Source organism: Amycolatopsis sp. FBCC-B4732 (genome assembly GCF_023008405.1).
GTDB classification, from domain to species: domain Bacteria; phylum Actinomycetota; class Actinomycetes; order Mycobacteriales; family Pseudonocardiaceae; genus Amycolatopsis; species Amycolatopsis pretoriensis_A.
This window is the reverse complement of record NZ_CP095376.1, coordinates 611,135-623,136: the sequence shown is the minus strand read 5'-3', so window position 1 is coordinate 623,136 and position 12,002 is coordinate 611,135. Positions and strand designations below refer to the sequence as shown.

Here is a 12,002-nt window from a genome sequence, read left to right as displayed (position 1 = left end):
GATTCACTTTGACACTCCCCGTGACCACACAAAGGAAGGGGACTTCCCCCTGCTGAGGAAACCCCCTTCGACACCGCGGCGGACCCCTAGACCTGCGGGACGACCTCCGCGGCGATCAGGTCCAGGTGGTCCAGGTCGGCCAGGTCGAGGACCTGGAGGTACACGCGGGAGAGCCCGGTGCGCTCACGCCACCGGCCGAGCTTGTCGACGACCTCCGCGGGCGAGCCGGCGAGCGCTTTCTCCCGCAGGTCTTCCACCGTGCGGCCGATCTTCTCCGCACGTGCGGCGAGCGCGGCTTCGTCCGCGCCGACGCAGATGGTCTGGGCCACCGAGAACGTGATCTCCGCCGGGTCGCGGCCGATCTCCGCGCACGCCGCGCGGACGCGGTCGAACTGCGCGGCCGTGTTCTCCTCGTCCCACAGGGAGTTGTTGAACTCGTTCGCGTAGCGCGCCACCAGCCGGGGCAGGCGCCGGGGCCCCTTGCCGCCCATGATGATCGGCGGGTGGGGCTGCTGCACCGGCTTCGGCAGGGCCGGCGAGTCGACGATGCGGTAGTGCTTGCCCTCGAAGGAATACGTGTCGCCGACCGGGGTCCCCCAGAGTCCGGTGAGGATCTCGAGCTGCTCCCCCAGCCGGTCCACGCGCTCGCCCTTGGTCGGGAACGGCGCGCCGATCGCCTCGTGCTCGCCGGCGAACCAGCCCGAGCCGATGCCGAATTCGACGCGCCCACCCGACATTTCGTCGACCTGGGCGATCGTGACGGCCAGCGCGCCGGGGTACCGGAACGTCACCGGGCTCAGCAGCACCCCCAGCCGGATGCGGCTGGTCTCCCGCGCCAGCGCGCCGAGCGTGACCCACGCGTCCGACGGGCCCGGGTGCGCCGCCGCGGTTCCGGTGCGCATGTAGTGGTCGGACCGGAAGAACGCGGGGAACCCCGTCGCTTCGGCGTGCCGGGCCACGCGCAGCAGATCGCCGTGGGCGGCACCTTCCTGCGGTTCGGTGAAGATCCTCAGCTCCATGGCGAAAAGCCTATCCCGGCAAGGCGGACGCGCTAAGCGAGGCGGCACGCTCGGAGATGAGCACGACAAGGACCGGTGCGAGAGTTCGATAAGCGACGGCGCAGCCCGCGGTGCTCGCCACCCGGCCATTCCCGGTGACTACCAAAGTACCAGCCGGAGCACGGGGTTCCACGATTTGGACACCGAGCGGGTCCGCAAGGTGCGGTTGCGCGATCAAGAGGACTTCAAGGGGAGTCAAACCATGCTCGAGCACGTGCGTTGTCCGCATCTGGTACCGATTCCCGCCGCGGACGATACCGAGCCGTTCACCGCCTCCGCCAGCCGGGACGACACCTATTCGGTGTTCGTCTGCAAGGCCGAACCCTGCGCGGAGAAATTCCTCCTCAACCAGATCGACGGGCGCCGGGTCGCGCTCATCACCGACGACACGGTTTCCGCGCTGCACGCCGAGCGCCTCGCGACCTCGTTGCGGGACAAGGGAATCGACGTCTCGATGACGTCGTTCGCACCCGGGGAGGCCAACAAGTCGATCGACACCGCGGTCCGCATGCTCGACTGGCTGGCCGGCACGTCCATCGCCCGGCGCGACATCATCCTGTCGGTCGGCGGCGGCGTGGTCATCGACACCATCGGCTGGGTCGCCAGCGCCTACATGCGCGGCATCCCGTACATCAACGTCCCCACCACGCTGCTGGGCCAGGTGGACGCGGCGCTCGGCGGCAAGGTCGCCGTCGACCACCCGAGCGCGAAGAACCTCATCGGCGCGTTCTACCAGCCGAAGGCGGTCGTCTCGAACGTCGCCTACCTGTCCACTTTGGACCGCAGGCAGATCGCGGCCGGGCTGGCCGAGGCCATCAAGAAGGGCATGATCGGCTCGCCGCCGCTGTTCGACCTCATCGAGGACAACGCCGATCTGGCGCTGAACCGCGACCTGCCCGCGCTGGAGCAGATCGTGCGCGCGGCGAGCGTCGTGAAGTCCGAGCTGATCCAGCTGGACCCGTACGAAGTGGACTTGCGGCGCCCGCTGAACTTCGGCCACACCGTCGGCCACGCGGTCGAGACGGTGACCGGCTACGGCCCGGTGCTGCACGGCGAGGCCGTTGCCTACGGCATGACGATCGCCGCCGAAATCGCGGTGCGGCGCGGGATGCTCGCCGAGAAGGACCGCGCGCGGCTGGTCGGCCTGCTGAACCGCTGCGGGCTGCCGACGTCCACTTTGGACCTTCCGAGCTCGGTCCAGGCGGGTGCCGTCACGGCGGCGCTCGGCCAGATCCGGAAGATCCGCGACTCGAAGATCCGGTTCGTGCTGCCCATCGAGTACGGCTGCACGGTCATCGCCGACGACGTCACCGACGACGAGGTCGCCATGGCGATGGCCGCGACCCGCGCCACCGCGCTGGCCGAAACCCGCGAGGGGGCGAGGGCGGCATGAGCACCCCGGCCGATGCGCTGTCGTGCGCGGCGGTGCTGTTCGACCTCGACGGCGTGCTGGTGGAATCCGGCAGCACCGTGGAGCGGTCGTGGCGCGCCTGGGCGGTGGACCACGGGCTGGACCCGGACGCCGTGGTCGCCGCCTGCCACGGACGCCCGTCGGCCGAGACGATCGCGGCCGTCGCGCCGCACCTCGACGCCGCCGGTGAAGCCGCCGCGCTGGAACTGCTCCAGGCGGCGGACACCAGCGAGCTCGTGGCGTGCCCCGGGGCCGCGGAGATCCTCGCCGCGCTGCCCGGCACCCGGCACGCCGTGGTGACGTCCGGGACGCGGCCGCTCGCGACCGCCCGGCTCACCAGCGTGCTGCTGCCGGTCCCGGCCGTCTTGATCGCCGCGGGCGAGGTCCCGCGCGGCAAGCCGGCCCCCGACGGCTACCTCGCCGCCGCCGCGCGGCTCGGCTTCGCGCCGGAGTCGTGCGTCGTCGTCGAGGACGCCCGGCCCGGCGTGCTCGCCGCGCGGGCCGCCGGCTGCCGCGTCATCGGCATCGACGGGCCCCTGCTCGGTGATCCGTCCGATGTGGACATCCTGGTGCCGGACCTCGCCGCACTGGCGGCCACGGTGGGCACCGGCTCGATCGCGCTGACGAGGAGGAGCGAAACCCATGTCTGACCACACGGTTCTGGTCGTCGGCCGCGGGCTGATCGGCGCTTCGGTGGCCGACCGGCTGCGCGCGGACGGCCACGACGTGGCGACCGTGTCGACCACGCCGCTCGCCCACGCCGGGCACCTGTCCGTCGATCTCGACGACCCGGCGGGCCGCGAACGCCTGCGCACCCACGTCGACACCCTGCGCCCGGCGCGGGTCATCCTGACCCACGGGCCCAGCGACGTCACGTGGATCGAAGCGAACGAGCAGCGCGCGGAGGCCGTCCACCACGGCGTGGCCAAGCTGCTCGCCGGGTCCGGGGTGCCGACCGTGCTGGTCTCCACCGACAACGTCTTCGACGGTTCGCGCGGCGGCCACCGCCCGGCCGACCCGATCAGCCCGCACAACGTCTACGGGCGGGTGAAGGCGCTGGCGGAGCAGGAACTGCTGACCGGCCCGAACCTCGCGCTGCGCGTCAGCCTCGTCTACGGCTGGACCGGCCCGGCGCACCGCGCCACCTACGGCCAGCGCTGCCTGCAGGCCGCCGCGGCCGGCGAGGAGCTGGAGGCGCCGACCGACCAGTCGTTCACGCCGGTGCACATCGACGACGTCTCGGCGGTGCTGGCCGCGCTCTGCCACGTGCCGGAGCTGCCGGCCGGCATCGCGCACCTGGCCGGGCCGGCCGAGCTGAGCCGGTTCGACTTCGCGACGGAGGCCTACCGCCTCACCGGGACCGACCCGGCGCTGGTGCGGCCGGTCCTGCGCCGCGACACCCTGTGGGCCTCGCGCCCGCGGCACTCCTCGCTGGCCTGCGACGACTTCGGGCACCTGCCCGGGCTGGCCGGCTGGACGCCGATGACGCCGGCGGACGGGCTGCGGCAGATGCTGCGGACCGGCCCCGTGGTCGCGGTCTGATGGTCGGCCGGTTCGCGATCGACGCCGGCGGCAGCCGGACCCGGGCTCTGGTGGTGCCCGGGGACGGCGGCCCGCGGCGGACGTTCGAGCTGCCGTCGATCAACCCGCACGCCACCGGCGACGCCGCCGGCCGCACCCTGCGCGAGGCGTTCGCCGAGATCGGCGCCGTGCTCGGGACCGGGCCGTCGGTCGGCTGGCTGGCCAGCGCCGCGGCCGGGCCCGGCGGGATCGGCCCGGAGCTCGAGCGGGCCCGGGCCGCCGCCGACGCGGTGGGACTGGACGCCGGGCTGGTCGTCTCCAACGACGTGCTGCCCCTACTGTGGGGCGTCCCGGCGCTCTCCGGCGTCGGCGTGGTCGCCGTGTGCGGCACCGGCTCCGGCTTCTTCGGCACCGACGGGAAGCGCGTGGCCAACGCGGGCGGCTGCGAATACCTCGGCAGCGACGAGGGCGGCGCCGTCGACATCGGCCTGCGCGGGCTGCGGGCGGCCGTCCGCGCCACCGACGGCCGCGGCCCGGAGACGAAGCTCGTCGACGCGCTGAGCGAGTACGCCGGGACGACCGTCGCCGGCCTCGCGCGCCGGCTGGCCGCGCAGCCGTTCCCGAAGCAGGGCCTGGCCGCGCTCGCGCCGGTGATCTGCGAGACCTGGCTGGCCGGCGACGACGTCGCGCTCGGCGTGATCGACCAGGCCGTCGGCGATCTGGCGGAAGGCGTGTACGCGGTCCGCGACGCGCTCGGTCTGCCGGACGGGTTCGCCGTCGCCGCGGCGGGCGGGGTGTTCACCGGCTGCCCCGAGCTGTACGAGCAGTTCGCCCACCACCTGACCGGACCGGTCGGCGCCGGCAGCGCCGACCTCGTGACCGACACGGCCTCGGTCGTCCTGACCGCGCTCGACCGGTTCGCCGGCTCCGGCGAACCCGCGCTGCCCGGCGGGCTCGACGCCTACGCCGCGGCGCTCCCCCCGAGGAGGCGACATGAAGCTGGGACTGTGCTTGGCGGCGTTCGGTGACCTCGACCTGGCCACCGCGCTGCGGCACGCGGAGAAGTTCGGCCCGCTGTGGCTGGACGTGCCGACGGACACGACGTTCGGGCTGATCGACGCGGTCCGGTGCGCGGACGACGCGACCTACCGCGACGAGGTGGCGGAGGTGCTGCGCGGGCAGCAGATCGGCTGCGTCAGCAACAGCCGTGACGCGCAGCTGCTGCTCGGCCCGCACGACCGGCACACCGACCCGGTGCACCGCGGCGACGCGGCGGCCAAGCGCGCCCACGCGCTCACCTGCGCCCTCGGCGCGATCCGGCTGGCCGAACGGCTCGGCGCGCCGGACGTCCGGCTGCTGCCCGGCTGCCCCGACTTCGGGCGCTGGCTGTCGTGGTGGCACAGCGACGTGAGCTGGGCGGACAACATCGCCGCGTTCCGCACCGCCGCCGAGCCGCTGGTCCGGGCGGCGCGCGAGGCCGGCGTCCGGCTGCTGGTGGAGCCGCACCCGAAGCAGGTCGTCTACGACCGCGCGAGCGCGGACCTGCTGTTCTCGATGACCGAGGACTGGGCCGACGTGCTCGGCCTGTGCGTCGACCCGGCGAACCTCGCCGCGACCGGCCACGACCCGGTCGACGCGGTGCGCGGCTGGGAAACGCGGATGGGCTCGGTGCACGCGAAGGACCTGCAGCGCTGGTCCGGGCGTGGCCTGCCGGCCGGCCCCGGCTGGGGCCGCTACGGCCCGCAGCCGCCGATCCGGTTCCGCGCGCTCGGCCTCGGCGAGCTGCCGTGGGCGGAGATCGTGGCGACGCTGCAGGACGAAGGCTTCGACGGCGTGCTGTACCTCGAGCACGAGGACACGCTGCTCCCCCGCGAACGCAGCATCGAACGCGGCCTCGGCGTGCTCCGGTCGATGGTGCCGGACGCGGTGGCCGAAGGGCGGACGTGGTGAAGCCCGCGTGGGTGCGGGAGCCGGGCCCGGGGCCGCGGCTGGTGCACGTCAACGCGACCGCGACCGGCGGCGGCGTCGCCGAGCTGCTGCACGGGCTGGTGCCGGCGCAGCTCGCGGCCGGCATCGATGCGGGGTGGGCGGTGATCGCCGGGGACGACGGGTTCTTCGCGTTCACCAAGTCCCTGCACCACCTGCTGCACGACCGCGGTGCGCCGCGCATCTCGACCGCCGACCTGGACCACTACCGCGAGGTGCTGGCACCGCAGGCGCAGTGGCTGGCCGCGCGGGTGGGGCCGGGCGACACCGTGGTGCTGCACGACCCGCAGGTGCTGGGCCTGGCCCCGGCGCTGGCGGGCGCGGGCGCGCGGGTGGTGTGGCACTGCCACATCGGGACCGACGCCGCGGGTGCGGCCGGACCCGAAGTGGTGTGGCGGGCTTTCTCGGCTGAACTGTCCTCTGTGGACGTCGTGGTGACGGCGCTGGCGGAGTACGCGCCGCCGGGACGGCCGGTCGCGGTGTGCGCGCCCGCTTTCGACCCGAAGGCGGCGAAGAACCGGCCGATGTGCGGGGTGGAGACGGGCGAACTGCTGGCGGAGGCCGGGCTGACGGCCGGGACCGCGAGCGAACTCGCCGCCGTCGAGCAGGATGCACCCATGCCGGTCGGCGCCCGGATGGTGCTGCAGGTTTCGCGCTGGGACCCGCTCAAGGACATGCCCGGGGTGCTGCGGTTGCTGCCCGGCCTGCCCGGCGACGTCCACCTCGTGCTGGCGGGCAACGACCCCGAAGAGATCCCCGACGATCCCGAAGGCCTCGCCGTGCTCGCCGAGGTGCGGCGGCTGCGGGCCGAGCTGCCCGCGTCGCTGCGGCGCCGGGTGCACCTCGTACGCACTTCGCAGCGGGACGCCGAGCGGGCCGCGCTGCTGATCAATGCCCTGCAACGGCGGGCGGACGTCGTCGTGCAGAAGAGCCTCGCGGAAGGGTTCGGGCTCACCGTCACCGAGGCGATGGCCAAGGGACGGCCGGTCGTCGCGGGGCGCGTCGGCGGGCTGTGCGCGCAGATCGAGCACGGCCGGACCGGGCTGCTGGTCGATCCGGTGGACACCGCGGCCGTCGCGGCTGCCGTGTGCGGGCTGCTTTCCTGCCTGCGGGACCGCGAGCGCATGGGCGCTGCCGCGGCGGCCGCGGCAGCCGCCACCTACCCGATGGACCGCCTGGTCGCGGACTACCGCGCGGTGGCGGCACGAATCCCGGAAGGGGCGTCTCGATGAGGACCGGAGTGGTCACCGCGGCGGGCGGGCGGATCGGGTCGGCCGTGGCCGAGCGGTTGCTCGACGCCGGCGTGGTCGACGAAGTCGTGGCGGTCGACGTGGTCGAACCGGTGGTTCCCGCCGGTGCCAAGGGCTTCGTCTGCGACCTGCGTGAAGCGTCCGAAGTGGACAGACTGGCGGCGGCGCTGCCCGGCGAGCTCACCGTGCTCGTCAACGTCCTCGGCGGCGAACGGCGGCCGCACCTGGAACCCGTCGACGACCCGACGTGGCCGCCGGAAGCGGTGTTCGACGACATCTTCTCGCTCAACCTCACCACGGCCTACCGCGTGACGCGCGCCCTGCGCGAGCGCTTCGGCCGCGGCTCGGCGATCTGCAACGTCAGCTCGATCGCGGCGAACATGCCGTGGGTCGTCTCGCCCGCGTACGGCGCGGCGAAGGCCGCGCTCGAACACTGGAGCACCTCGCTCGCCGTCGCGCTGGCGCCGGCCGGGGTGCGGGTGAACACCGTCCGGCCCGGGTTCGTCTGGAGCAAGCAGTGGCAGGACGTCAGCCGCGCCGAGTTCGACGAGGTCGTCGCCGACCGCGTCCCGCTCGGCCGGGAACAGACCGCCGAGGACGTCGCCGACGTCGTGGCGTTCCTCTGCTCGCCCGCCGCGAAGCACATCACGGGGCAGGGCCTGGACGTCGACGGCGGGGCGACCCTGGTGCGGAGGGCACGATGAGGCTGATGGCGGTGCACGCGCACCCGGACGACGAATCGAGCAAGGCCGCGGCGACGCTCGCGCGGTACGTCGACGAGGGCCACGAAGTCCTGGTCGTCACCTGCACCGGCGGCGAAGAGGGCAGCATCCTCAACCCGGCCATGGACACCCCGGAAGTGCGCGCCGACCTGACCGCGGTCCGCCGCGGCGAGATCGCCCGCGCGATCGAGGTGCTCGGCGTCGAGCAGCGGTGGCTCGGCTTCGCCGACTCCGGCTGGCCGGACGGCACCCCGGTCCCGCCGGGCCGGTTCGCCAGCCTGCCGCTGGAAACGTGCGCCGAACGGCTGCTCGTCGAGATGCGGGAGTTCCGGCCGCACGTCGTGATCACCTACGACGAGAACGGCGGCTACCCGCACCCGGACCACATCCGGGCGCACGAGGTCGCGGTCGCGGCGTTCGAGGCGGCCGGCGACGACCCGGACTGGCAGCCGCTGAAGCTCTACTACGTCCACGAGTGGTGCGGCAAGAAGATGGCGATGTTCCACGAGGCGCTGCTCGAAGCGGGCCTGGAGTCGCCGTACCACGAGTGGCTGAAGGAGTGGGACACCAAGCCGGACGTCTACGCCCGGATCACGACCAGGGTGCCGTGCGCGGACCACTTCCCGCGGCGGGACGCGGCGCTGCTCGCGCACGCCACCCAGATCGACCCGGACAGCCACTGGTTCGCCGTCCCGCTGGAGCTCCAGCGGCAGCTGTGGCCGACCGAAGATTTCGAGCTCGCCCGTTCCCGGGTGGGCGGCTCTGGGCCGGAGGACGACCTGTTCGCCGGCATCGAAGTGCGGAAGGGGTAAGGATGAACACCGTGGAACAGTGGTTCGACCCGATGGACCCGTGGTCCTGGGTCGTGTCGCGGTGGCTGCTGGAGGTCGAGCAGGTCCGGGAGATCGACCTGCGGTTCCGGGTGATGAGCGTTTCGGTGGTCAACGCCGACCGCGAGATCCCGGAGCAGTACCTCGACGACCCGCAGGCGTACCTCAAGCGGATGCAGGCGGCCTGGGGCCCGGTCCGCGTGGCGACGGCGGCCGCCGACCAGCTCGGCCCGAAGGTCCTGCGCGACCTCTACACCGCGCTGGGCAAGCGGATCCACGAAGAGGGCAACAAGGACTTCCCGGCGGTGATCTCGGCGGCGCTGGACGAGCTGGGCCTGCCGGCGGAGCTGAACGAGGTCGCCACGACGGATGCCGCCGACGACCAGGTCCGCGCGAGCACGCGCGAGGCGATGGACGCGGTCGGCATCGAGATCGGCACGCCGATCATCCGGATCGACGGGGCGGCGTTCTTCGGCCCGGTGGTCTCGAAGATCGCGCGCGGCGAAGACGCGGGACGGCTGTTCGACGCGCTGGCGACGCTGGCGGGCTTCGAGCACGTTTCGGAGATCAAGCGGGCCCGGATTTCGGAGCCCGACTTCTCCTGAGCGCCGGTCCGAATGTCCTGAACGACTCGTTCATGTCGTCCGACGACATGAACGAGTCGTTCAGGACATCACGCGGCCGCGGGCGACCACCAAGCGCACATCGGCCAGCACCGACGTCGAGGTGCGGGGATCACCGGCGACCACCAGGAGATCCGCGCTCAACCCCGGCGAAACCCGGCCGGTCACCGAACTCAGCCCGAGGATGTCCGCCGCGCCGGACGTGGCCAGCTCCAGGACCCGCTCCGGGCTGAACCCCAGCCACTCGTACATCCCCAGCAGCCCGGCGTACTCGCCGAACACCGCGTTCCGCACGCCGCCGTCGGAGCCGGGCAGGATCGGCACGCCCAGCGCGTCGAGCCACGCGATCCGGTCGAACAGCGGCCGGGCCGCCGCCTCGCCGAGCTTTTCCCGCTGCACCAGCCAGTCTCGCGGGCCGGCCGTGCAGCACGCCGCGATGCCGGCGGAAGCCATCCGGCGCGCGATGTCCTCGCGGCGGTGCCACTGCGCGTCGCCGGCCAGCCAGTAGCAGTGTTCGATCGTGTCCGCGCCCGCGTCGACCGCGAACTCGATGGACTCGGTGCCGTGCGCGTGCGCCGCCACCGGCAGGCCGAGTGCGTGCGCCTCCGCGACGACCGCCTTCATCTCGGCCGGGGTGAACTGGGACTCCCACATCGCCGCGCCGCCGGGCGTGAGGCTGCCGCCGCTGGCCATCACCTTGATGACGTCCGCGCCCGCTTCGGCGTTGGCGCGGACCAGGTCCCGCATCGCCGCCTCACCGGTGACCTCGCCGCCGAAGAACCAGCAGTGCCCGCCCGGCGGGGTCAGCGGCGCCAGCGCGGCCAGGATGCGGGGGCCCGGCCGGGTGCCGGCGTCGATCTCCCGCCGGAGCCCGGTGATCCGCGGCGGCCGGTCGCCGAGGTCGCGGACCGTCGTGACGCCGGACGCGACGAGCCGCGCCGCCCGCTCCGCCATCCCGGCTTCGACTTCGCCGGGGCCCGCGGCGAGCAGCGCCGCCACCGGGTCGCTACCCCCGTCCATCGCCAGGTGCACGTGCCCGTCGATCAGGCCGGGCACCAGCGTGGCGCCCGGGAACGCCAGGCGCCGCGCGGAGTCCGGCGCCACCACGGACCCGCGCGGGCCCGCCGCGGCGATCTTCCCGGCCACCACCAGGACGGCGGCGTCCGGGACGCATTCGCCGAGCGGGCCGCGCAGGAGCCTGCTCACCTCGATCAGCAGCGGCTCCGGAGCACTCATGCCACGGACGATAGCAACGGAACGCTGGCCGCCACCCGGCCTTTCAGGTCGCAGAGCAACGGCCAAGAAGTCGCGAAGTTCAGCCGTGCGAACCCCTGCCCGCCGCGGCCGAACGACTCGCCGGGGCTCAGCTCGATGCCGGCGGTCTCGCGCACCACCGACGTCGGGTCCGACCAGCCGAACGCCCGGAAGTCGAGCCACGCCAGGTAAGTCGCCTCCGGCAGGTGGTAGCGGACCATCGGCAGCTCGGTCCGCATCGTCTCGGCGACCATGTAGCGGCTGCGGTCGAGGTAGGAGACGGTCGCGTCGAGCCACTCGTCGCCCCGGGTCCACGCGGCCACCGTCGCGGCCGCGCCGAAGATGTTGACCGAGCCGAGCAGGCCCTGCTGGACGTCCACCACCGCGTGCATCCACTTGGGCCCGAGGTGTGCCACCGCGCAGCGCAGTCCGGCCAGGTTGAACGCCTTGCTCGCGCCGTACACGGTCACCGTGCGCGCGCCCATTTCCGTGCTCAGCGAAGCGAACGGGATGTGCCGGTGCGGTGCGAACGTCAGGTCGGCGTGCAGCTCGTCGGAGAGGACCAGCAGGTCGTTCCGCTCGACGGCGGCGGCGAGCGCGGTCAGTTCCGCGCGGGTGAACACGCGCCCGGTCGGGTTGTGCGGGCTCACCAGCAGGAGCAGCTTGGCCCCGGCCAGCACCGCGTCCAGCTGCCCGGCGTCGAACCGCCAGCCGGCTTCGGTGTCCTCCATCGGGATCGGCACGACCCGGCGGCCCAGGCTGGTGATCATCTTCGTGAGCGGGCCGAAGGCCGGGGTGTGGATGGCAATCCCGTCACCGGGCCGCGTCGACGCTTCGAGCACCACGCGCACGGCCTGCGCGACGTTCGTGAACTCGCGCACGTCACCCGGGTTCACGAACCAGCCGTAGCGGTCGGCCATCCGGTCGACGAAGGCTTCGCGCACGGTCCGCGCGCCCGTCGGCCAGTCCGGGTAGCCGAAGTCGCCCGCCGAAATCAGGTCGTGGAGGGACTCCCGGATCGGCTCCGCGACCGGGAAGTCCATGTCCGCCACCCACGCCGGCACCACGTCCGGGCGCACGACCTGCCACTTGGCCCCTGGCCGCGACCGCAGTTCAGGCTCCGACAGCGCCGAGAACGCCTGATGCAGCCGCGATCGCGCCGCCGGCACCAGCGTCGCGCTCGCCTGCTCGATCGTCATGACCGCACCTCGTTTTCGTCTCCACCCAGTGGTTGTTGCCTGCCTATGTGACGGCCGGCGGGTGCAGAACTCATCGGTGCCAGGCGAAAAATCCCCTGCCGATCGCGACTTTCCTGGTCAGGGCATGGGAAGAGCCCGGCCGCGGCCG

The 12,002-nt window shown here is 73.2% G+C and carries 12 protein-coding genes; 9 read left to right on the top strand and 3 right to left on the bottom strand.

Features of this window, described 5'->3' with window-relative positions; all coding sequences use genetic code 11:
* Nucleotides 1–86: 86 nt before the first annotated feature.
* Entirely contained in the window at nt 87–1,019 is a 933-nt protein-coding gene (locus MUY14_RS02495; protein ID WP_247020368.1) for an LLM class F420-dependent oxidoreductase, read from the bottom strand.
* Between the two features lie 241 nt (nt 1,020–1,260).
* Between MUY14_RS02495 and aroB the strand changes: the two genes are divergently transcribed.
* Genes aroB through MUY14_RS02450 form a run of 9 tightly spaced genes read left to right on the top strand, consistent with a single transcriptional unit; the run spans nt 1,261 to nt 9,383 of the window.
* Nucleotides 1,261–2,451, top strand: coding sequence for a 3-dehydroquinate synthase (gene aroB, locus MUY14_RS02490; protein ID WP_247020366.1), 1,191 nt, complete (start codon nt 1,261–1,263; stop codon nt 2,449–2,451).
* Nucleotides 2,448–3,119, top strand: coding sequence for an HAD-IA family hydrolase (locus tag MUY14_RS02485; RefSeq protein WP_247020364.1), 672 nt, complete (start codon nt 2,448–2,450; stop codon nt 3,117–3,119). Before aroB ends, MUY14_RS02485 begins: the two co-directional genes overlap by 4 nt.
* Nucleotides 3,112–4,011, top strand: coding sequence for a sugar nucleotide-binding protein (locus MUY14_RS02480; RefSeq protein ID WP_247020362.1), 900 nt, complete (start codon nt 3,112–3,114; stop codon nt 4,009–4,011). The genes MUY14_RS02485 and MUY14_RS02480 overlap by 8 nt, the downstream gene beginning before the upstream one ends.
* On the top strand, nt 4,011–5,018 hold the full coding sequence (locus tag MUY14_RS02475) for a BadF/BadG/BcrA/BcrD ATPase family protein (protein ID WP_247020360.1): 1,008 nt from the start codon (nt 4,011–4,013) through the stop codon (nt 5,016–5,018). Before MUY14_RS02480 ends, MUY14_RS02475 begins: the two co-directional genes overlap by 1 nt.
* Nucleotides 4,984–5,940, top strand: coding sequence for a sugar phosphate isomerase/epimerase (locus MUY14_RS02470; protein ID WP_247020358.1), 957 nt, complete (start codon nt 4,984–4,986; stop codon nt 5,938–5,940). The genes MUY14_RS02475 and MUY14_RS02470 overlap by 35 nt, the downstream gene beginning before the upstream one ends.
* Entirely contained in the window at nt 5,934–7,208 is a 1,275-nt protein-coding gene (locus tag MUY14_RS02465) for a glycosyltransferase (RefSeq protein WP_247020357.1), read from the top strand. Before MUY14_RS02470 ends, MUY14_RS02465 begins: the two co-directional genes overlap by 7 nt.
* On the top strand, nt 7,205–7,930 hold the full coding sequence (locus MUY14_RS02460; protein WP_247020355.1) for an SDR family NAD(P)-dependent oxidoreductase: 726 nt from the start codon (nt 7,205–7,207) through the stop codon (nt 7,928–7,930). The genes MUY14_RS02465 and MUY14_RS02460 overlap by 4 nt, the downstream gene beginning before the upstream one ends.
* Nucleotides 7,927–8,760 (top strand): mycothiol conjugate amidase Mca, encoded by an 834-nt coding sequence (gene mca / locus MUY14_RS02455; RefSeq protein WP_247020353.1) that lies wholly within the window; start codon nt 7,927–7,929, stop codon nt 8,758–8,760. The genes MUY14_RS02460 and mca overlap by 4 nt, the downstream gene beginning before the upstream one ends.
* A gap of 2 nt (nt 8,761–8,762) precedes the next feature.
* On the top strand, nt 8,763–9,383 hold the full coding sequence (locus tag MUY14_RS02450; protein WP_247020352.1) for a DsbA family protein: 621 nt from the start codon (nt 8,763–8,765) through the stop codon (nt 9,381–9,383).
* Between the two features lie 60 nt (nt 9,384–9,443).
* Here MUY14_RS02450 and MUY14_RS02445 read toward each other — a convergent pair whose 3' ends face one another.
* A complete protein-coding gene (locus tag MUY14_RS02445) occupies nt 9,444–10,637 on the bottom strand; it encodes an amidohydrolase family protein (protein ID WP_247020350.1) in 1,194 nt (397 codons plus the stop codon).
* On the bottom strand, nt 10,634–11,854 hold the full coding sequence (locus tag MUY14_RS02440) for a MalY/PatB family protein (RefSeq protein ID WP_247020347.1): 1,221 nt from the start codon (nt 11,852–11,854) through the stop codon (nt 10,634–10,636). Before MUY14_RS02440 ends, MUY14_RS02445 begins: the two co-directional genes overlap by 4 nt.
* Nucleotides 11,855–12,002: the final 148 nt, after the last annotated feature.